Below are 20578 nucleotides of genomic sequence, written 5' to 3' on the forward strand. Positions count from 1 at the left end.
CACAAATGCAACAAAGTTGCATTTGTGGTCGGGCTTCTCTACTTTTAGGTTAAAGAGCACTCTATCTGCTGTAAAGGTTAAGCAAATGCCCTGTTGCTCTTATATCCATACCTATGGCTTCATCCTCTGTCAATTCCGCATTACAAGCAACCTACGACGTACTAATTATTGGCGGCAGTGCGGCTGGGCTAAGTGCAGCGCTGATGCTGAGGCGTTCCTTGCGTAAGGTATTAGTCATTGACGGTGGCCAGCCTTGCAATCGCTATACGCCCCATTCGCACGGGTTTATGACGCGGGATGGGGAAACGCCTGCGCAACTTTTGGCCCTGGCCAAAGCCCAGGCGGTAGCTTATTCAACGGTAACTTTTCTGGCAAGCTTCGTAACGAATATCGCCCAGAATGGAAGCGGGTTTGTGGTGCAGACTGACGAGCGGGGGGCTTTTTTTGCGCGTCGGGTCCTGCTGGCGACGGGCGTAGAGGATCTGATGCCGCCCATCGAGGGCTTCGCCGAATGCTGGGGCAAGTCGGTGCTGCACTGCCCGTATTGTCATGGCTATGAAGTGCATAGCCAACCGTTGGGCTTGTTGGGAAATGGTGACGCAGGCTATGAGTTGGTTCGCCTTACTCAGAACTGGAGCAAGGACCTCACGCTGTTCACCAACGGCCTATCGACGCTAAGCGCCGAGCAACAGCGGCAAGTACAGCAGCTGGGCATTCCACTTATTGAAAGTCCTATCTCGCGTATTGAGCATGAAAACGGATTGATGCGCGCTGTCTATTTTCAAGACGGTTCACGGGTGCCGCTGACTGCCATGTTTGCCCGCGTCCCGTTTCGGCACCACACCAATTTAGCGGAGCAGATAGGCTGTGAGATTACCGCTACCGGTCTGATTTCAGTAACTGAGTTTGGTCAGACTACTGTGCCCGGAGTTTTTGCGGCAGGAGATAATAGTAGTCCGATGCGCCAGATAACCATGGCCAGTGCCAGCGGCGTGAAGGCCGGTAGCTGGATAAACCGAGAACTGATTGATGAAGACTTGGTGGCAATGCTCTCTACTGAGCTGAAAACCGAAACGCGGCCGGCGTAACGCTCGTCTTGCTTTTGAACAGGCGGGTGAAGTACTGCGGATACTCGAAGCCCAACTGAAACGCGGTTTCGTTGATGGAAAGCGACGTGGTTAGTAGGAGACGCTTCGTTTCCTCAATCAGGCCGTGGTGCAGATGCTGCTGAGTAGTTTGGCCTGTGAGCGTGCGCAGCATGTCGCTGATTTAGGTGGGCGATACGCTGAACTCGTCGGCAAAATGCTGCACCCTGGGCAGGGGTCGGTTGCCATGCTGCGCGAAGTAGGTGGTCAGTAGTAACTCGAAGCGCGTGAGCAGGTCGTGCTCGGCCGTGCGCCGCGTCACGAACTGCCGATGATAAAAGCGGTTAGCGTAGTTGAGCAGCACTTCCAATTGCGATACTAGCACATCTTGGCTGAAGGTATCGATGGGCTGCTCGTATTCGCTCTGTATCCCGTGTAGGAGTCCATCTAGCAAGCTTTCCTCGCGGGCCGATAAGTGCAGGGCTTCGTGTAGCTCATAAGAAAAGAAGCCGTAGCTGGTTATTTTCTTGCCCAGAGGGTATTTCAATAATAAGTCTGGGTGGAAGACCAGCATCCAGCCGCTTATTTCGGAGGTATCGAGGGTTTCGCTGACCGCAAACACTTGGCCGGGCCCCAGAAAAACCATCACGCCCTCGCTGAAGTCGTAGGATTGGTGTCCGTAAAATAGCTGGCCTTTAAGGTTGCGCTTCAACGAAACAGTGTAGAGCTGCTGCACCACGGGCGTCATCACCCGCGGCAGGTTGCGGCAAGCTGCCAGGTCGATGAGCGTGAGCAGGGGATGCGCAGGAGCGGGCAAACCGTAAAACCGGGTATAGTCGGTGACGGTAGACAGTATCCGGAACTCTTTTGTGGGCTGTTTCATGATGGTAAAAGTTAACTGCTTTTCCGCCGTTCGGCTATATCTAACTATTGCTGAATGACGGAAAATGGCAGTTGAGTAAGCAATACTAAAAGCCAGCCGGATACGCCGCGCCCGCTACACTGCCTATCGGCATAATAGCGTCCAGTTCAGCTAGCTCCGCAGAGCTTAGCTGCATACTGGCTGCGGCTACGTTGGCTTCGAGATATTTGCGGCGCTTGGTGCCGGGTATCACGACTACATCCTGGGCCAACACCCAAGCCAAAGTTAGTTGGGAAGCTGTCACGCTCTTTGCTTCGGCCAACGCTTTCAACTTCTCTACCAAGGCAATGTTTTTGTAGAAATTCTCGCCCTGATAGCGCGGAAAAATTCGGCGTGAGTCGTTGACCTCAAAGTCATCGGGCGTTTTAATTTCACCCGATAAAAAGCCCCTGCCGAGCGGCGAGTAAGCCACAAAGCCAATACCCAGTGCACGGGCCGCCTCAATAATTCCCTCTTCCTCCACGCGGCGGTCGAACAGGGAATACTCGCTTTCCAAGGCCGTGATGGGGTATATTTTGTGGGCAACGCGCAAGGTGTCGGCGGATACTTCTGAAAGCCCCAGGTAACGCACTTTGCCTTCTTCCACCAATCGGCTCATGGCACCCACCGTGTCTTCAATGGGCGTATTCGGGTCGACGCGGTGCAGGTAGTAGAGGTCGATGTAGTCTGTGCTGAGGTTGCGCAGGGAGCGTTCCACGGATTTGCGCACGTACTTGGGGCAGCCGTTGTACTGGCCGGTCCAATTGCCGTTGTCGTCTATTTCGAACCCAAACTTCGTGGCCACGACAAATTGCTCGCGCTTGCCGACGAGGGCTTTGCCCACGAGCCGCTCGTTATGCAGGGGGCCGTACAAATCGGCGGTGTCCAGCATCGTTACGCCCAACTCCAACGCCCGGTGTAGGGTGGCGAGGCTTTCTGCTTCATCGGCCTCGCCGTATACGCTCATGCCGTTAATGCCGCCCGTCATGCCCATGCAGCCCAGGCCTTCCGCTGCGACTTCTAGCCCCTGACTGCCTAATACTACTTTTTTGATAGTGCTCATCTGCTGTGTTGGTTAGAGTAAAAATTATCTTCTTTCTTACTCTACAAAGGTCCGGGCAGAACCCACGCCGGAGCCTATACAAAATCCGGTTTGTGCTATACAAAACGCTGCCGAAGTGCTGTGCTTCCTTGTACTTTGCTTACTATTTTAGTGAAAAACCTCTTCCTATGCATTCCTGTCGCTACTTATGAAAAATCTGCTTCCTTTCGTTTTGTTGTGCCTGGCTGCACAATCCGTGCTCGCCCAAATTCAGATACTGCCGCTGTATACGGGCACTATTCCGAACTCCAAGCCCAGTAGTGTGCAGGAAACCAGCGTGACCTTGCCCAATGGTGGCGTGCGCATTTCCAACGTGGTGCAGCCCACGCTCACGGTATTTTTGCCCCCCAGCGACAAAGCCAACGGCACCGCCGTGGTTATTTGTCCGGGCGGCGGCTATACGCGGCTTTCCATTGACCACGAAGGCTACGACGTAGCCAAGCGATTGAATGAGATGGGCGTCGCCGCATTTGTGCTCAAATACCGCTTACCCAACGACCAAAGCCAGCCCGACAAGTCCATTGCACCATTGCTGGATGCTCAGCAGGCATTGCGACTAGTGCGCCAGCAGGGCAGCAAGTTCAACATCAACCCCAACTGCGTGGGCATAATGGGTTTTTCGGCTGGGGGGCATTTGGCGTCCACGGCAGGTACTCACTTTGCGCAGCCCGTGGGCCAGCCAACCGACAAAACCACGTCCGTCCGCCCCGATTTTTTGGTGCTCATGTATCCGGTTATCAGCTTTTCGGATAGCCTGAAGCACGCTGGCTCGCGCACTAATCTCATTGGCGAGCAGCCCACCGCTGCCCAGATCCGGCTCTATTCCAACGAGACGCAGGTGACGGCCCAAACGCCCCCCACGTTTATGGTGCACGCCCAGGACGACTCAACGGTGCCCGTAATGAATAGCATTGTATTCTATGAGGCTTTGCTGAAGCACAAAGTGCCCACTGAAATGCACTTGTACCCACGCGGCGGCCACGGCTTTGGCTTGAAAAACAAAACGACTCAAGAAGATTGGAGCGCCAGTTTGCAGAATTGGCTGGGAGCTAATGGCTGGTTAAAAAAGTAGATTTGAGATGTTATTGGAATTCTAACACAGTTTTCAGGAGGAGCGACGCTCCCTAAACGGGTTGAAAGTCCACCATTTATCCAGCAGCAAAAACCCGCTGATAATCAAGGCCACGACCAGCAGACGTTGTCCGAGTAAGCTAGATGTGGCCCACTCGCCAACTAGAAGCGAGGAAGGAAGTTGTACCTGCTGCCCGAGTATTTCGCTTACAGCTGGCCAAGAAACAATAGCCAGCAGTCCCAATCCCAGATCTACAAGTAGCAGCACTGCCAGACTAGCGCCAATGCTACGCCAAACCCGGCGGGAGATGAGGGGTTCCATCCGAATGGCTTGGCGCTGTTAGGCAGCAGCTACCGCTTCCATCACGCGAGGGAGTAGCGTTTCGGGAGCGGGGGGCTGATACGTTTTAGGCAGCAGGGAAGCCAGCAATTTGTCCTTTTCTAGTTCTTCCGGGCTCATAGCAGTTCAGGTAATTCTTGCTTTAGCAGCAAATGAAGGGCAGTATATAGCTTGCGGCGAGTGCGCAGAAGCCGAGCTTTCACATTGGCCTTCGACGTGCCCGTAATGTGGCTGATTTCCTCAATGGAGTGGTCATGCTCGTAGTAGAGCGTCAAGAGCAAATGGTAGTCGGCAGGCAGGGGGGCCAGCGCGGCTTCGAGGTAAGCCTTTTGATCTTGTTCGGCTAGCCGTTGGGGTTGATCCTGCGTGGTATCGATAACTGAAGGCAGCGACGAGTCGTCGTCGGTGGGGAGAGCTTCGGTAGGCAATCCTTTCTTGCGTCCGCGCGACACGGCCGTTGTGTAGACGATACGGTAAAGCCAGGTCGAAAACTTCGCGTCGCCCTTGAAAGTCGGCAGCGCATGATATGCTTTCAGAAAAGCGTCCTGGGTGACCTCTTCGGCCAACTCACGGTGGCGCAGCAGGCGGTAAGCAATCTGAAACGCCATGTGCTCATACCGGTTGAGGAGTACGGCAAACGCCGCCGTTTGCCCCCCCTACTACTTGCTCAATCAGCGCTTTGTCTGCTACGGGTGCCATTACCTGATTGGACGCTGGCTCTACATGGTCGGTTACACTACCGAAAGTAAAATATTTCAAGCCCTGCCGCTTGTAACCAGTTCGCATTCAAGGGCGTCCAAGATGATGAAGCCCTCAACTAACCAATCAGCTGCCATGGAACTCTTCAACTCCTTCACTCTGCTTATTGTGCCCGTCTTGTTCTTCGGCACCATCTTCGGCATTGCGTACCTCTACTTCACGGCCCGAACCCGCGAGCGGCTGGCGCTTATTGATAAAGGCCTCGACCCAAATACCTTTCATGTTCGCCGCCGCACACTGAAAATTGGAATGGTGGTAACGGCAGTGGTAACAGGTACGCTGATCGGCGATTGGATTGGCCGTGAGCCGTTTGGCTATCCCATTGGGGTGCCGCTGGGCGTGCTGCTCGGTGGCTTGAGCCTGGTAGTCTACTATTTTGTCATCAACCGGCAAATTGACAAGCGCGAAACGGGAGAGTAACGCCCTAGTCTTTCATCTAGTCACCTATCAAGAAAGCAAATCTGCCTCACCGGACCACCAGATTTCGGTGCCGGGGGGCAAATCTGTAACTACATCCGACTCTAACAGCAGCACGGCATCCCTTTGTGTTGCAGGTTCCGCGTTGGGCGAAGCTGTTTTAGCGGGCCGCGACATTTCCTCTACGCTAGCAACGACCATTTTATGGTGGCCGTCTGGAAAATGGACGTGAACTTCGAGCTTGGTGTGTAAGGCAAATTGCTGCAATACGGGCGCCGGGTGCTGACCAATAGCTAGCACGCCCAAACCGGTCAGGCGGTAGCTCTCTGCTACGGTAAGTAAAAGTTGGGACGTCATACGCAGTTAGGATTCCTTGATCTGTACCAGCTTTTCCGGCCGAATGGGCAGCGACCGAATACGCTTCCCACAGGCTTGAAACACAGCATTGGCTAGGGCAGCTGCCGTTGGCCCTTGGGCAGCCTCACCCGCGCCGAGGGGCTTTTCAGTAGGCCGATCAATGATAGATACCGTCACGGCGGGCACTTCGTCGAAGCGGAAGATGGGATAGGTTTCCCACTGCCGACTTGTAATGTGCTGCTCGTTGAAGAGCACTTCCTCTTTCAGCGTCCAGCTGGAGGCCTGTATCATGCCGCCTTCCGTTTGGTTTTTTAGGCCGTCGGGGTTGATCGTTTCGCCCGCATCGATGGCGGCCCAAAGGTGCAGGGCGCGGATGGTGCCCATCTCTTCGGCCACGTGCACCTTAGCCACCACCGCGCAGTAGGCCGCCTGGTTTTTGTATTGGGCGAAGCCAAGGCCGAATCCCTCACCAGGGGCCAGCTTTTCGTTTTTAATCATCTCCCGCGTCCGTTGAATCACGGCTTTGGCGCGCTTATCGGTGAGATGACGCAACCGAAACTCCCACGGATCCTGCTTGGCTTGTAAGGCCAATTCATCCATAAACGACTCCAGCGCAAAGACATTTCCGAAGGCCCCCAGCCCCCGCAGCGCCGACACGCGCAGCGGTCCCTGCACGTAATGCGTATCAAGGCGTTGGTTGGGAATGGCATAGAGCGGCTCACCGTTGCGGTAAATGGCACTGCTCACTTCCGTCGCTGGCGTTGGCAAGGCCGGCTGGGCCAACAATCGGGCGGCCAGCAACGACTCGGGTTTGCCCCCCGGCCGCGTGCTATGCGTATCCGACCAGATATTATTTTGCCAGTGCGTTATGCTTCCTTCTGAATCAAGCCGGGCGTCGAGTTGCATGAGCATGGCACTGCCGTAAGGCTCCCAGGCGTGCTCATCATCCCGCGACCATTGCAGGCGCACGTGGCGGCCGGGGTAGGCGCGGGCTAGCAGCGCCGCGTCGGCGGCTACATCATCGGCGCCGTTGTGACCGTAGCAGCCTGAGCCCGGCACCGCCTTCACGTGAATACGCTCGGGGGGCATTTTTAGCAACGCAGCCAGGGTGTTGCGCAGCGGATATACACCTTGGCTATGTGTCCAAATGTGTAAACTATCTTCTTGGTCAAACAGCGCCACCGCGCAGCTTGGGCCCACAGAAGCGTGCATAAGGTAAGGTTTAAAGTAGCGCGCACTAAGCGATGCGTCGGTAGGAGCAGAGCCGGCAGTTGTCGCATCAAAGCTGCTCATGTCGCCCTTATTTACGGCGCGTTTGGTAATGGCCGGCAGGGTAGTGAGTAACTCCGGAAGGGCTTGTTTGGTGGGGAGCGCCGGGCCGTTGGTCCACTGGGCGTGCTGGATGCCGTAGTCCTGAGCTCCTTTGGCTTGGCACTCTTTTTCAGCAATAAACCCCACGAAACTACCGTCAACCACAGTTTTGAGCAAGCCTGGTATCTGCCGCTGCATTTCGGCGGTGTCCAGCTTAGCTAATTTCCCCCAATAGGAAGTTGGGCGCAGCACGCGGGCGTGTACCATGCCCGGAAAGCGCAAGTCTTGCACGTATACTGGTTCAGCCCGCACCATGCGTTCGATATCGTCGCGTCGTACTGGTTTGCCTACATGCTGGTACTCACTTTTCGCTTTAAGCTGGACTGGTAATTTTACTTCACCTTGTAATTGTTTTCCTTTTAACAATTGGGTAAACGAGAGCTGGCGCTTTCCATCGGTGGTGCGTATCATGCCATCAGCAAGACGGAGCTGGCTTGCTTTTACTCGGAGCTGACGGGCAGCTAAGCCAAGCAATTGTTGTCGGGCGGCCGCGGCGGCGTAGCGAATGCTCATACCGCTAGTCTCGATGGAGGCGCTGCCTGATGTATAGCGCTCGTCGGGGGTGCGGCCGGTTTCGGCTAGTACAACTTCCACGCGCTCCATGGACATATTTAGCTCTTCGGCCGCAATCTGAGCCACAGCTGTGCGAATGCCCTGACCAATTTCGGTTTTGCCGGTAAGCACCCGCACGCGACCATTAGCCAGCACTTCCAACCAGGCATTAATACGCGGATTTTTAGCCAGACTTTCTGGCAACTCGTCCGCTACTACGCTTTCACCCGCCAACACGTCAGCCCCACTGCCCAGCACAAAGGCAATAGTCAGGCAGCCGACGCTTTTTATAAAATCGCGGCGCGAATGAGAGAGTTGGGATGGGTATTGCGCTGCCATATATACAAATGGATAAAGTCCGTATGTCTAAGATTTCATCGAATCTGCGGCCTTTTTGATTGCAGCCAATGCCCGCGAGTGCACGCCACAACGGCATAGCACTCGAAATAATGCATTGCGGATCGTCTGGTCATCGGGCTTGGGGTGCACCGTCAGCAAAGCCACCGCCGACATGACCATCCCATTTAGGCAATAGCCGCACTGAGCCGCCTGCTCATCCACAAAGGCCTGTTGCACGGGATGAAGGCTGCCGTCGGGGCGGGTGAGGCCTTCCAGGGTAGTAATGGCCGCGTTCTGCACGTTGGCTACTGGCAACTGACAGCTGGGCCAGGCAATAGTATCGAGTAAGACCATGCAGGAGCCGCACTGCTGCAAGCCGCAGCCAAACTTGGGCCCGTTCAGGCCCAGATCGTCGCGCAGGACATACAGCAGGGGCGTGGCCGGATCGACGCGCACGGTGCGCGCCTGGCCGTTGACGTGTAGAGTAAATTCGGCTTCCATACTCGAGGCGTTTCCAGGAAATACTCCGACCAGCGGCAAAAGGATATACCAGAAAGCTCGACTGTTGCCCTGGCGCTTCAGTAGTTTGCATTGGTCCCAGCCTTATTTCGCCGAAAAAGCCCCCCAGCTCAGGGTTTTGGCAAATCGGCTCAGGAGGCTGGGGCAGGATCTGACCAAAATATTGCTACCAACTTCCCCTCAACGGCGCGCGTACGTCAAAGCTTATCATATCACAACATAATCGCAACGCTATGAATCCTACCCAACTGAGCGACGAGCTCCGCAACGCCGACACCCCCGACTTGAACCGCCGCCGCTGGATTGTTGGCCTCTCTATGCTGGGCGCTGCCGCTGGGCAAATTGTGGGTCTTTATCAAACGGGTATCATCAAAACCTTGCCCGATCCGCCGTCTGGGGGGCTTTTTAACTCGCCCAAAGTCGACGCCTCCGACTACGCCTACAAGCGCTTCGACACGCCCGATGCCCTGATGATGATCGTGAGCTACGGTATCACGGCTTGGCTGGCGGGCGCGGGGGGCAAAAATCGGGCAACGCAGGTTCCCGCTTTACCCATTGCTATGGGCGTCAAAACGCTCGCTGATACGCTGACGGCCGTGAAGCTGGGGCAAGAGGAATGGGCCGAAAACAAAGCCCTGTGCTTTTACTGCCAAGTCGCTACGGTGGCCTCGGTAGCGTCAGTGGCTTTGGCGGTGCCGGAGGTAATAAGAGCGGTCAAAGCTTTTGGCGGCAATAATGGCAGGGCCCAGCCCGCGTGACCAGAATACAGTAGCGACTAGTGCCAGCCGAATGCTTGATTCATGCGCAGACCCCTCCGACGCAATGTTGTCCGCTCGCGACGCGCTTTACTTAGCGTGGTTCAGCTTAACCCGGTTCCCTGGCGGTGGAAGGCGGGAGTAGAGGCCGGGTTGGCGCTTGGCTTGCCGATGGGGCTGTTTACGGCCATTGGTCAGCAGGGATGGGGGCTCCAGGCGGCGCTGGGAGCGTTTACAGCTCTCTACGGTGCCAGCCTCAGCCGCCGCGACCGTCTGCATCTGCTGCCGCTGGTGGCGGCGGGTCTGGTGTTGTCGGCAGCGCTTGGCGTAGCATGCTCGGGCAATATATGGCTGACCAGCGCGTGCGTGGTCATTGTGAGTGCGATGGCGTGCACGCTGGCCTTGGGTGTGCGGCTCGGTCCTCCCGGCCCAATGATGTTTGTATTGGTAGCGGCGGTAAGCAGCCACTTGGCTATGCCTAAAGCGCTGGGGGGCGTGGGGCTGCCCGGTATGCCGCTTATCGGGTTGGTGGCGGTGGGCTCTTTACTGGCGTATCTGGTTGTTATTCTGCCGCTGCTGTGGCCTTCGGTGCGGCAGCGCAATGGGCCGCCCACCGGACTGGGCAAGCTGTTTCCGCGGCTTCACCTTGATGCCGACACGGTCACCCTGACGGTGCGGATAGTGGTGGCCGTGGCGGGAGCCACCCTCGTCAGTCGCCCGCTAGGGGCGTACCGGTCGTACTGGGTGGTGTTATCAGCGATGGCCGTGCTTCAGTCGAGCGTTACGCGGCGGCTTACTGCCATTCGGGCGGTGCAGCGCGTGGGGGGCACGCTGATCGGTATTGGCGTATTCGAACTGATGGCCTTGGCTCAGCCTTCAGGCTTAGGCCTGGTGGCGCTGCTCATGCTGCTGCAGGCGGCGACAGAAGTGGTGGCGGCTCGCAACTATGCGCTGGCCCTGCTCTTTATTACCCCGCTTGCCCTAATGAATTCCACGGCCGGGCACGTGGGCAACTCCTTGGTACCAGTGGAAGGCCGCATGCTGGATACACTGCTGGGCGCAGGCATTGCGCTGGCAGTATTTGGGGTGGGCGAAGGTCTTCAGCACCTGTATGCACGGCGACCAGCAGCTAACTAGAAATGCTTTGGGAATACAGCTAAAGCACACTTATAAATGAAGAAGCCAGTGAATAGGCTCCTCCCTAAAGTTTAGAATTAAGCCTCGGCGGGCTCATTTTGCGGAGTGGCAGCCGGCTCCGGGTGCATCGGTGCTACATAGCTGGCCAGGGAGCGCATGACCAACACGGTGCTCACGACCGTCAGAACGGCGCCAGTGAGGAAAGCCGCGCCGGGAAAATGCACCGGGGCCTGCGAACCAGTGAAATACGAGAATAAGTTCGTCATCATCGGTGGGCCGATGATGGACGTGGCACTGACCAGACTGGTGAGCGCGCCCTGCAATTCGCCCTGCTCATTGGCCGGCACCTGCCCCGACATAATGCCCTGCAAGGCCGGCATCGCAATGCCCCCCAGACTGTAAGGAACCAGAAAAGCGAACATCATCCAGCCCTTGGAGGCGAAAGCAAATAGCGTAAAACCGATGGCATACAGTGTCATACCCACCAGCACCGAGCGCTTGGCCCCCAATCGTGGATTTATAACCCGAATAAGCAAGCCTTGCACCAGGGCCGTCATCAGGCCCACGGCTCCGAGGGAGTAGCCAACCCACTTTTCATTCCACCCAAACTTGTACATGGTATAATACGACCAGGTGCTTTGGGTAGCGTGGGCCGCAATGTAAAGCAGCAGCATTGAGCCCACCAAGCCCAAAATAACCGGATAGCGCTGCAACTGCTTCAAAGAGCCCACCGCATTGGCCCGCTTCCAATCGAAGGGCCGTCGGTTTTCCTTAGCCAATGATTCGGGCAAGACAAAGTAACCATAGAGCCAGTTGAGCAGGGTGAGACCAGCCGCCGCCATAAACGGCACTCGCGGACCATATTGCCCCAGCAAGCCGCCAATCACTGGCCCAATGATAAAGCCTAAGCCAAAGGCGGCGCCAATCATGCCGAAGTTCTGCGCCCGTTTCTCTGGGGGGCTGATATCGGCGATGTAAGCCGAGGCCGTGGTGAAGCTGGCGCCGGTGATACCCGCAATAATGCGCCCCACGAACAGCCAGCCCACGGTAGGAGCAAAAGCCAGAAACAGGTAATCCAACCCAAACCCGAACAGGGCAAACAGCAGCACCGGGCGTCGGCCGTACTGGTCGCTGAGGTTGCCGAGCACCGGCGAAAACAGAAATTGCATTCCGGCAAAGGCAAACAGCATCCAGCCGCCGTATTGTGCTGCTTCGCTCAGGGTGCCGCCAATCAACTCCCGAATAAGCGTGGGCAGAACCGGAATGATAATGCCGAACCCAATAACGTCCAGCAGCAGCGTGATGAAAATGAAGCCAAGCGCGGCTTTACGGTTTTCGGCCATTGGGGGGCTTTTTTATGGATGAGCAATAAGAAAACCTGAGGCCCAAATAACGCCATTAAATACTAAATATAATAGTAGATATACTAAATTTAGTGGCAAGTATTTTGAGGACTTAGAAGATAATTACTTCCTCTGTATCAAAGTAATACAGCACATGCTGAATATCGGTGTAGCCTAGTTGCTGGAAAAGCCCCCCATACTGCTGAAGCAAGCGGCGGTGCTGGGGCTCGGGCGGCGGAATCCGGAAATCGAGCAGCGTGACGCGGCCGGGCGCAGGCCCTACGTTGGGCTCAAAAACGATCCGGTCGGGTTTATAATCCTGTCGCGGCACACCACCAACCAGGATTTCGCGTTCCGTCTCAGCCGATACTTCACGACTAAAGTAATGGGCGAGCTGCGGGTTCTGTACCGTCCGGCTAAGGAGGGTCAGGAGTGCGGGGCGCTCCTTTGTACTCACCAAGCCTTCAGCGACAAGGTGCGTAGCCACGCGCTCCACATCCGACGCCAGAATGGTACGGCGCAAAGCGTAGTGAAGCTTCCGACTCCATTCGCGCTGCACCTGTTGGTCGTCGAAATCAAAGACGGTATTGGCGTGCCGGCGCAGGCGCAGGCGCTCTTCCCAAGGTGTGCTGGTAAGATTATGAAGCTGCCAATTGCCGGTGGTGGCCGTGACGTTTTTGATAGTCGGAACCCGGTGCTGAGCATCGGACAGCACGTAGGCGGTACGCTCGTCATCCCATTGCTCAGTGCTTAGTAAGTAGCGGTGCAATAGCTCCGCTATGGTCTTAGCTTGCTCGCTGGGGGGCGTTTCTGCCTCCGCGGAGCGTGACGAACTGCTTTTGCTAGGCTTCGGACGGCGGCTGATGGCGTACAGGCGGTGGCGCGGGCGGGTAAAGGCCACGTACAGCATGTTTAAGCCTTCGAGAAAGGTCTTTTCCAACTCCTCCGTGTACTGCTGAGCCAAGGGCGTCCGCGTCAAAGCTTGCGTCTGGCTGACCACGGCGATGGGGGGCATTTCCGGCACTGGCTTTTCCTCCTCGGTCAGGCGACCCCAAAGCAAGGTGTTGCGGTGGGGCGTCAGGCTCCAGTCGGCGAAGGGCACGATGACCACACCGTAGGCCAAGCCCTTAGCTTTGTGCACGGTGGTAATAGTAATGGCGTCGCGGCCGGCGGGGGCGTTGATGCTCAAAGAGCTTTTCTTCTGCTGCCAGTAAGCCAGAAAGTTATTCAGGTTGTTGCCGAAGCGCAGACTGAATTCCAAGGTCAGATCGAGGAAGCGGAAGAGGTACTCACTTTCCGCATTGCGGCCCAGCAGCCCGAACATGCCAATGAGGCGTTCAGTGAGCTCGTACAGGCCGAGGTTGCCAGTTTCGCGCTCCTGCACGTCGTAGCCCAGGTCGCGCAGCTCGTCGAAAAAGGGCAGGGCTTTATCGTTGTTGGCCAACTCGGCAATGCGGCGGGCGCGGGCCGGCGTGGGGGGCAAATGCCGCACAACTTTATCCACCAGCAGCAAGGCTTCCGCACGAGCCAGCGTATCGGCCGGCTGGTTCAGCACCCGAAACACGGCCACTAACAAATTCACGACCTCCGCAAATTCCAGCGACAACGAATCGGCCGAAATAATGGGGTAGCCACGCTCCTTCAGAAACTTCGCGACGCGTCGGCTACTGTCGCGACGGCGGCAGAGCACGGCAATATCCTGAAGGCGAAACCCATCTTCTAGGGCCTGCTCTACTAGTTGCAGGGTGAGATACAGGGTGCTTTCCTCGTAATCAAGCAGATGGGTGAGGGGCAGGCCGGGGAGAGGTTCGTCGGAGTAAGTGCCAGTGGCAGGAGAGTAGCGGCGGGCGGGGGCCGCGTCTTCGGTGAAGAGTAGCTCGATGTGACCAACTCCAGTAGCGGAAGGAGTGGGCTGGGAAGCAGCAGGTCCTACTTGCCCAAACTCTTCATCATAAATGCCCCCCACCAGCGGCAATCCCTCGTGGCCCTTGCTCACAAACTCAAAAAACGAGTTGTTGAAGTCAATAATGGGCGCCGCCGACCGATAATTCACGTTTAGATTCTGCGGCTCCAAGGCCTGATCCAACGTGAAATACCGATCCTCCAGCAGCCCGCGCAACTCGTCGTCCGCGACGCGGCCGTACAGGTACTCCGTCTCATTCTTGTGCAGCCGCAGAATCTGCTCCATTTCGCCGCCCCGCCAGCGGTAGATGGCCTGCTTGGCGTCGCCCACGGCGAGGCTCAAATTGCCCCCCGACACGGCGTTCTCGACCAGCGGCAGCAAATTATTCCATTGCAGCACCGACGTATCCTGAAACTCGTCAATCAGCAGGTGCAAATACCGCTCACCCATGCGCTCGTAGAGAAACGGCACCGGCTCGCGCAGCACAATGCTGGCAATGCGGCGGTTAAACTCCGCGATGAGCACCACGCCCCGCTCGCGGCTGAGCTGGTCCACGGCCTTGCTCAGCTCGCTCAGCAGCGACACATGAAACAGGTAGGGCATCATGCCGTTCACCAGCACATAATCGGGCAGGAGGGTGGCGCGCAGGGTTTCTAGCTCCACGAAAGCATCCGTCAGGTCCGACTTCACGGCGTCCACGCGCTGCTTGTCGGCGGCGGTTTTTACTTTGCCGCTGTACCATTTGTCCTGCTCCATGGTGGCGCGCACGTAGCTGTTGGCCTCCTTATCGGGTTGCAGGCGCTCGTCCCACTTGGTGAAGTAGCCGATGATGCCATTCTTGCCCTGGTATAGGTCGGCGTCGGTTACGCCGGCCGCGTCGAGGGTGGCCAGGGCGCGGGCGGCCACGGCTTGTACTTGCTGCTCAATGGCTTCCCGGCGCTGGCGCAGCGTCTCGTGGAGGCGGCGGTAATCCTGAAGCGACATCCGCTGCAACTGCTCCACGGCCTCGTGCACGGGCTCCGAAAGCAGGAAGCGGCCAAACTGCACCAGCTCATCGGGGAGAGTATTCCAGCTGCGGCCTTCCTCGGCCTTGCTCAGTGCGTAGTCGGCCAGGGAGCGGGAGAGCAGGGCCGAGTTGGGGTCGCGGTTTACTTTGTCGAGCAGCAACGCCACGGCACTTTGCAGCACCGCGTCGCCATCCAGCTCCACCTCAAAGGTGGCGGGCAGGCCCAACTCCCGCGTGAAGGCCTGCACAATGCGCTGCACAAAGGAGTCGATGGTGCTGACAGCAAAATCGGCGTAGTGGTACAGCACCAGCCGAAACGTGGCCGCCGCACGCCGCCGCAGCTCCTGCTGTTGCTCCTGAGGCGTCTCGGCGAGGCGCGAAAACTGACCGTCGGCGGCCAGCTCCGCCGCAAGTTCGCGCAGCAGCGCATCTTCCTGGTTTTCGGCCGTGGGGTAGGCAAACCGCCGCAGCGCCCCAATAATGCGCTCCTTCATCTCCCCGGCCGCATCATTAGTAAACGTAATGGCCAGAATGCTCTTGAAGTAAGCCGGATCATCGGCCCCCAGCGCCAGCTTCAGGTATTCCTTGGTAAGCTGATAGGTTTTGCCGGATCCGGCAGAAGAGGAATAGATACGGAAGGTGGCGGGCATTATAGGAGAGGATCGGGGGGCTTTTCTGCAAAAGTAAAGCGGAAGTAGTGGCAATAGAGCCTACTAATTGGCCTGCATTATGCTACCAAGGGTATACTGCTAACGGTTTGCAGTTACTTGTAGTGCCGTTTGGTCAATTCAGTACAGTCATAAATATATTTTTGATTATATACAATGGTCACGCAAATTAGAATAATTACTATTTTATTTTCACTTATAATGCTTAGCTTTTTTGGCTTAGGTTCTTATTACATGTTTTTTGAGAATATTGCTACTGAAATAAATGTAGTAAGTATGGTTGGGATAGCTGTGTCTGTTTTATTTGTTGCCGGGGTTTTTTCTGTTTATTGGTTTACTCTTATAATAATTATACATGATGATTTGAATAAAATCTTATTTATTTATCCATTTAGAATGAAGAGAAAAACTTATCAATTTGAAGATATAATCGGGTTTAGATTTAAGTATCTTAATGCGAAAATTAACTATAAATCAATACAACTTAAAGCAAAATCTGGAGAAAAATTTCTGCTATCTGATTTTGAAACAGCAAATCTTAGAATTTTTGAAGCTTCATGTTTTAAGCATTTTGAATTAAGAGCTGATAAGTCATTTCGAAAACTAACACGAGAAGAGCATGAGGCCGAAATTTTTGCCAGCAAAGTTTTTGATTATGAACAGGCAAAAGACATAAAATTTCATCTCATAGCAAGCATTCTTTTTTTGATTGTAATAGGTGGAGTTTCATTGAATGAAATTATTTCAAACACTAATAATTTTTCTCGTTTCCTATTAACCGTTTTCTTGCTTTGTATACTATTGGTAGTGTTGATAGCAAGAAAGCTAGTCAAGGTTAATAAAGAAATAAGAAGACTTTCTTTGATCGTTGCTTAAATTTTTGTATAAATATGGAATCATCTTTGTTTATCTCATTTATAGATACAGTGTTTTTCTGCCTGATAATGAAATTTATGTTTAAATAAGCAAGTGGAAAGGGGGATGTAGCAGATAATAAAAAAGGCGACTACATTTCATGGGTTGAGAAGCATGGAAATAAAGTTAAAAGAAATCTGAAAGTGATTTTCTGGATTTATGGTGTCTTCATGTTCGTTCAGTTGATTTCATTAGTAATGAATTAATAATATTCCTCACCCCACCGGCTCCCACAACCGCTTCTTCACGTCCTTTTCCACGCACTTGGGCCGCTGCGACTTTGAGTCCAGGAGTACCCACTGGGTCTCGGCTTCGCAGAGCAGCACATTATCGGCGGCCCACTCGATGCGCACGAAGCGCTAGGACTGGGCCCCGCGTATATAGCCCAAGAGCTTACTGCCTTCTATTGAGTCTTAATCCCATTTTTGTAACTTTAAGATATGGAACTGAAAGATCTTATCATCATTGACTCCGACATCCTAGGAGGGCAGCCTGTCTTCAAGGGAACACGGGTTCCTGTCGAGACGCTTTTCGATCATCTGGAGGCTGGAGTATCGTTAGAAGAGTTTTTAGATGACTTTCCGACGGTTACTAGGCAGCAGGCTATTACGACGCTCGAAATCGCCAATAAGCTCATGACTTCAAAAAATATCGCCAAGCTCTATGAAATTGCTGCTTGACGAGAATCTACCTAAAAGGCTAAAGGCAGACTTTTCTGAGCATGAGATTTACACGGTGAGAGATAAGGGCTGGAATGGCATCAAGAACGGTCAGTTGATGCAATTGATGGTAGATAATGATTTTCATGCGCTATTGACCTTCGATAAAAATCTACAGCATCAACAGAATTTTAAGAAATACATAATAGGCGTTTTTGTCCTTTCCGCAGTCAACAATACTTACATGGAGCTAACAAAACTGACGCCGAGAGTGCATGAGTATTTGAATAAGAAAACGCTGCCTGTTGGGCCAATTATTATTGCTACGCAATAAACAGGAAAACAAGTTTTCTTGCTGCCTCACCCTACCGGCTCCCACAACCGCTTCTTCACGTTCTCTTCCACGCGCTTGGGCCGTTGCGACTTCGGGTCCAGGAGTACCCACTGGGTTTCGGCTTCGCAGAGCAGCACGTTATCGGTGGCCCGTTCGATGCGCACGAAGCGCTGGGACTGAGCCCCGCGTACTTCTCCTACCCAAGTAGTGCAGCGCAGTTCCTCGCCCAGAAACGCGGGCTTGTGGTAGCGGATGCGGTGTTCCAGCACCACCCAGATATATGGCTCTCCTTCGCCGGGCGGGTAGGCGGTCAGCCAGTGCGCTGCCGCCGTATCCTGCACATACTGCACGTACTGCACATTGTTGACGTGGTTTAGCTCGTCGATATCTGATTCAACGACGGTAAGCAGGCGGGAAAAGCGGAAGGCAGGCGTGGGCTCGGACATAGGGAAACGTTTCAGCTGGTAATTATACGTGTACGGTGTAGAGACGCAATACTTTGCGTCTCGTCGCTGAACGACCTGCTGCTTGATGGGATTATACACACCATTAAATATCATCAGCAACCAAAAGCCAGAGAAGCCAATGCTGCTGAAGAAACAAAACGTAATTTTATCTTAATCATAAATAACTAATACTACGTGAATTAGGAGAGGTACTTATTTCTTAATGAATAGTATTTGACTATAGCGGAACGTGAATTTTTAAAATGCGTTATAGCACCTCACAGTAGGTTAAGCAGAACGTTGACCCGCCGTTCGATTTGCCCCCCAAGGTTGGCTCAATAAGCTAATCTTCTCATTGGGGGGCTTTTTTACGAAATAAAATCGTATCTTTGCACCCGCATTTGAGAATGGCCCCGTTCCGCGCAGCTACGGCTGCTTTTGTAAATTTCTGGCCGTCACCGTCTTCCGTCCGTCGCTTGTCGTTGTTGAGAGTGTGGGTGAAGAACGTCGCTGAATCTGCTGTTTTCAGAGCTAGTTCATCTCATTCCATCTAAACACAACATGGAAAAAGTAAAGTTTGAAGAACTGTCGTTATCGACAGAAATGCAACGCGCTATTACCGAAATAGGCTATGAAGAGGCTTCGCCGATTCAGTCAGAGGCAATTCCCGCGTTGCTCGCAGGTCGCGACGTGATTGGCCAGGCCCAGACGGGTACCGGCAAAACGGCGGCCTTTAGTATCCCCGCCATCGAAGGCGTTGATACCAACTCACGCAACACGCAAGTACTCGTTCTCTGCCCCACGCGTGAGCTGGCCGTGCAGGTATCGGGTGAAATTCAGAAGCTAGGTAAATACAAGTCAGGTTTGGCCGTGGTGCCGATCTATGGTGGCTCGTCGTACGATCGTCAGTTCCGCGCCCTGGAGCGTGGTGTGCAGATCGTAATTGGTACCCCTGGTCGCGTAATGGACCACTTGGAGCGCGGTACGTTGAAGCTGGATCATTGCAAAATGATCATCCTCGACGAAGCCGACGAAATGCTGGACATGGGCTTCCGCGAAGACATCGAGACGGTGCTCAAGCGTATGCCTGAGGAGCGCCAGACGGTGTTCTTCTCGGCTACGATGAGCCGCCCGATCATGGAAATGACGAAGCGGTATCAGAAAGATCCGCAGATCGTGAAGGTAAACCACCAGGAGATGACTGTTTCGAACATCGAGCAGTCGTACTACGAGGTGCGTGGTCCCCAGAAAAAAGACGTGCTTACCCGCCTGATTGACATGTTCAATCTGAAGTCGGCTATCGTGTTTGCCAACACCAAGCGCATGGTAGACGAAATCGTGGGCGACCTGCAAGCCAAAGGCTATTTCGCCGAAGGTTTGCACGGCGACATGGGCCAGCAGCAGCGCCAGAATACGCTCGACAAGTTCCGTAAAGGCACTTTGGAAATCCTTGTTGCCACCGACGTAGCCGCCCGCGGTATCGACGTGGAGAACGTGGAGGCTGTAATCAACTACGACCTGCCCGCCGACGAGGAATACTACGTGCACCGTATCGGTCGTACAGGCCGTGCCGGTAAGTCGGGTCGCGCCTTCACCTTCGTGAGTGGCCGCGACATCTATAAGCTGCGCGACATCATGCGCTTCACCAAGGCTACCATCAAGCAGGAACGCGTTCCGTCGTTTGAGGATGTGACCGAGGTGAAAACCACGCTGTTCCTGACCCAGATCAAGGATGTCATCGAGAAAGGCAACCTAGAGAAGTACGTAGGTCGCGTACAGCGCCTGTTAGATCAGAGCGAAGAAATTACTTCGCTTGATATCGCCGCTGCCTTGCTCAAAATGAGCATGAAGGAAGACAAGCGCGTGGAGCAAAGCCTCGACGCTGGTCGTACCCAAGGCGCGCCGCGTGCTGGCTACACTCGCATGTTCGTGACCATGGGTAAGAAGGACCGGATTCACCCACGTGATATCGTGGACCTGATTGCTGAAAGCACGGGCCTCACGGCTGGTAAAGTAGGTGACATCGCCCTCTACGACAAGTTTAGCTTCGTAGAAGTGCCTTCGGAGTTTGCCGAAGAAATCGTAACCAATCTCGGTCGCGCCAGCATCAATGGCCGTCCAGTTGCCTTCAACGTGGCTACGCCCGTGCAAGAAGGTGATGCTAAGCAGGAAGGTGGCCGTCCAGGCGGCTTCGGCGGTGCCAACGAGAACCGTCCTGCTCGTCGTGGCCCAGGTGGCTACGGTGGCGGTGAGCGTCGCGAAGGCGGCTCGAGCTACGGTGGAAATCGTGGTGGCAGTAGTTACGGCGACCGTCGTGAAGGTGGTTCTAGCTATGGCGGCGGTGCTCGTGGTGGCAGCAGCTTTGGTGGCAACCGCGGTGGCTCTAGCTACGGAGGTGGCTACAAGGGCAACCGCGACGGCGGTGGCAGCAGCTACGGCGGCGGCTACAAAGGCAAGCGCGATGGCGACAGCGGTGCCGGCAACGCTGGCAGCACCGGCGGTGGCTACAAGCCCCGCAGCACCAACGACTTCGACGAGTAGATCGTTAAGACTGAGTATTACTCGCAGCTTTTAGCAGTGAGTAGTACTAAAAAAGCCC

General features: G+C 54.8%; 22 protein-coding genes. 9 read left to right on the top strand and 13 right to left on the bottom strand.

Translation table 11 applies throughout. The annotated features are described in order from the left end of the window. Positions 1 to 113 precede the first annotated feature (113 nt). Complete coding sequence (locus tag H8B13_RS19215) at positions 114 to 1088, top strand: NAD(P)/FAD-dependent oxidoreductase (RefSeq protein WP_187312449.1); 975 nt, start codon at positions 114 to 116, stop codon at positions 1086 to 1088. On the opposite strand, the gene H8B13_RS21425 is transcribed toward H8B13_RS19215, so the two are convergent. The 3 genes from H8B13_RS21425 to H8B13_RS19225 all read right to left on the bottom strand — a co-directional run bounded on the left by H8B13_RS21425 (position 1054) and on the right by H8B13_RS19225 (position 3049). Continuing rightward, a complete protein-coding gene (locus H8B13_RS21425) occupies positions 1054 to 1260 on the bottom strand; it encodes a helix-turn-helix domain-containing protein (protein WP_261990474.1) in 207 nt (68 codons plus the stop codon). The two genes, H8B13_RS19215 and H8B13_RS21425, sit on opposite strands and share 35 nt — an antisense overlap. Before the next feature lie 9 nt (positions 1261 to 1269). Beyond that, entirely contained in the window at positions 1270 to 1968 is a 699-nt protein-coding gene (locus H8B13_RS19220) for an AraC family transcriptional regulator (RefSeq protein WP_261990475.1), read from the bottom strand. Positions 1969 to 2053: 85 nt separating this feature from the next. Then, entirely contained in the window at positions 2054 to 3049 is a 996-nt protein-coding gene (locus tag H8B13_RS19225) for an aldo/keto reductase (protein WP_187312450.1), read from the bottom strand. A 187-nt stretch (positions 3050 to 3236) separates the two neighbouring features. On the opposite strand from H8B13_RS19225, the gene H8B13_RS19230 reads away from it, so the two are divergent. Next, the gene (locus H8B13_RS19230) at positions 3237 to 4160 is read left to right on the top strand and encodes an alpha/beta hydrolase (RefSeq protein WP_187312451.1); all 924 of its coding nucleotides are present in this window, start codon (positions 3237 to 3239) and stop codon (positions 4158 to 4160) included. A 33-nt stretch (positions 4161 to 4193) separates the two neighbouring features. Here H8B13_RS19230 and H8B13_RS19235 read toward each other — a convergent pair whose 3' ends face one another. From H8B13_RS19235 to H8B13_RS19245, 3 genes are all read right to left on the bottom strand, one after another. Beyond that, positions 4194 to 4481 (bottom strand): hypothetical protein, encoded by a 288-nt coding sequence (locus H8B13_RS19235; RefSeq protein ID WP_187312452.1) that lies wholly within the window; start codon positions 4479 to 4481, stop codon positions 4194 to 4196. 134 nt (positions 4482 to 4615) lie between these two features. Then, positions 4616 to 5107 (bottom strand): RNA polymerase sigma factor, encoded by a 492-nt coding sequence (locus H8B13_RS19240; protein WP_187312453.1) that lies wholly within the window; start codon positions 5105 to 5107, stop codon positions 4616 to 4618. A gap of 4 nt (positions 5108 to 5111) precedes the next feature. Further along, positions 5112 to 5285 carry a hypothetical protein gene (locus tag H8B13_RS19245; protein WP_187312454.1) on the bottom strand — a complete coding sequence of 58 codons (174 nt, stop codon included), beginning with the start codon at positions 5283 to 5285 and terminating at the stop codon, positions 5112 to 5114. Positions 5286 to 5333: 48 nt separating this feature from the next. On the opposite strand from H8B13_RS19245, the gene H8B13_RS19250 reads away from it, so the two are divergent. Then, positions 5334 to 5678 (top strand): DUF6249 domain-containing protein, encoded by a 345-nt coding sequence (locus H8B13_RS19250; protein ID WP_187312455.1) that lies wholly within the window; start codon positions 5334 to 5336, stop codon positions 5676 to 5678. A 27-nt stretch (positions 5679 to 5705) separates the two neighbouring features. On the opposite strand, the gene H8B13_RS19255 is transcribed toward H8B13_RS19250, so the two are convergent. Genes H8B13_RS19255 through H8B13_RS19265 form a run of 3 tightly spaced genes read right to left on the bottom strand, consistent with a single transcriptional unit; the run spans position 5706 to position 8795 of the window. Continuing rightward, positions 5706 to 6032 (bottom strand): hypothetical protein, encoded by a 327-nt coding sequence (locus H8B13_RS19255; RefSeq protein WP_187312456.1) that lies wholly within the window; start codon positions 6030 to 6032, stop codon positions 5706 to 5708. Positions 6033 to 6038: 6 nt separating this feature from the next. After that, a complete protein-coding gene (locus H8B13_RS19260) occupies positions 6039 to 8294 on the bottom strand; it encodes a xanthine dehydrogenase family protein molybdopterin-binding subunit (protein WP_187312457.1) in 2256 nt (751 codons plus the stop codon). A gap of 27 nt (positions 8295 to 8321) precedes the next feature. Then, the gene (locus H8B13_RS19265) at positions 8322 to 8795 is read right to left on the bottom strand and encodes a (2Fe-2S)-binding protein (RefSeq protein WP_166072255.1); all 474 of its coding nucleotides are present in this window, start codon (positions 8793 to 8795) and stop codon (positions 8322 to 8324) included. Positions 8796 to 9046: 251 nt separating this feature from the next. Between H8B13_RS19265 and H8B13_RS19270 the strand changes: the two genes are divergently transcribed. Together H8B13_RS19270 and H8B13_RS19275 are read left to right on the top strand one after the other, a co-directional pair. Next, entirely contained in the window at positions 9047 to 9571 is a 525-nt protein-coding gene (locus tag H8B13_RS19270; protein WP_187312458.1) for a vitamin K epoxide reductase family protein, read from the top strand. Positions 9572 to 9613: 42 nt separating this feature from the next. Further along, positions 9614 to 10705 carry an FUSC family protein gene (locus tag H8B13_RS19275; protein ID WP_187312459.1) on the top strand — a complete coding sequence of 364 codons (1092 nt, stop codon included), beginning with the start codon at positions 9614 to 9616 and terminating at the stop codon, positions 10703 to 10705. 77 nt (positions 10706 to 10782) lie between these two features. Here the strand turns inward: H8B13_RS19275 and H8B13_RS19280 are convergent, their stop codons facing one another. Both H8B13_RS19280 and H8B13_RS19285 read right to left on the bottom strand, forming a co-directional pair. Then, a complete protein-coding gene (locus H8B13_RS19280) occupies positions 10783 to 12048 on the bottom strand; it encodes a TCR/Tet family MFS transporter (protein WP_187312460.1) in 1266 nt (421 codons plus the stop codon). Positions 12049 to 12160: 112 nt separating this feature from the next. After that, a complete protein-coding gene (locus H8B13_RS19285) occupies positions 12161 to 15607 on the bottom strand; it encodes a UvrD-helicase domain-containing protein (RefSeq protein ID WP_187312461.1) in 3447 nt (1148 codons plus the stop codon). A 219-nt stretch (positions 15608 to 15826) separates the two neighbouring features. On the opposite strand from H8B13_RS19285, the gene H8B13_RS19290 reads away from it, so the two are divergent. After that, on the top strand, positions 15827 to 16501 hold the full coding sequence (locus tag H8B13_RS19290; protein ID WP_187312462.1) for a hypothetical protein: 675 nt from the start codon (positions 15827 to 15829) through the stop codon (positions 16499 to 16501). Between the two features lie 254 nt (positions 16502 to 16755). On the opposite strand, the gene H8B13_RS19295 is transcribed toward H8B13_RS19290, so the two are convergent. Beyond that, the gene (locus H8B13_RS19295) at positions 16756 to 16893 is read right to left on the bottom strand and encodes a hypothetical protein (RefSeq protein WP_187312463.1); all 138 of its coding nucleotides are present in this window, start codon (positions 16891 to 16893) and stop codon (positions 16756 to 16758) included. Between the two features lie 87 nt (positions 16894 to 16980). Here H8B13_RS19295 and H8B13_RS19300 point away from each other — a divergent pair, with 87 nt between their 5' ends. Further along, positions 16981 to 17220 (top strand): DUF433 domain-containing protein, encoded by a 240-nt coding sequence (locus H8B13_RS19300; protein ID WP_187312464.1) that lies wholly within the window; start codon positions 16981 to 16983, stop codon positions 17218 to 17220. Next, complete coding sequence (locus H8B13_RS19305; protein WP_187312465.1) at positions 17204 to 17533, top strand: DUF5615 family PIN-like protein; 330 nt, start codon at positions 17204 to 17206, stop codon at positions 17531 to 17533. Before H8B13_RS19300 ends, H8B13_RS19305 begins: the two co-directional genes overlap by 17 nt. A gap of 26 nt (positions 17534 to 17559) precedes the next feature. Here the strand turns inward: H8B13_RS19305 and H8B13_RS19310 are convergent, their stop codons facing one another. Then, complete coding sequence (locus H8B13_RS19310; RefSeq protein ID WP_187312466.1) at positions 17560 to 17979, bottom strand: acyl-CoA thioesterase; 420 nt, start codon at positions 17977 to 17979, stop codon at positions 17560 to 17562. Positions 17980 to 18540: 561 nt separating this feature from the next. Here H8B13_RS19310 and H8B13_RS19315 point away from each other — a divergent pair. Further along, positions 18541 to 20520: a DEAD/DEAH box helicase gene (locus H8B13_RS19315; RefSeq protein ID WP_133272842.1), complete on the top strand. Its 1980-nt coding sequence runs from the start codon at positions 18541 to 18543 to the stop codon at positions 20518 to 20520. The last annotated feature ends 58 nt before the right edge of the window (positions 20521 to 20578 follow it).

The organism is Hymenobacter sp. BT188 (assembly GCF_014333585.1).
GTDB lineage: Bacteria > Bacteroidota > Bacteroidia > Cytophagales > Hymenobacteraceae > Hymenobacter.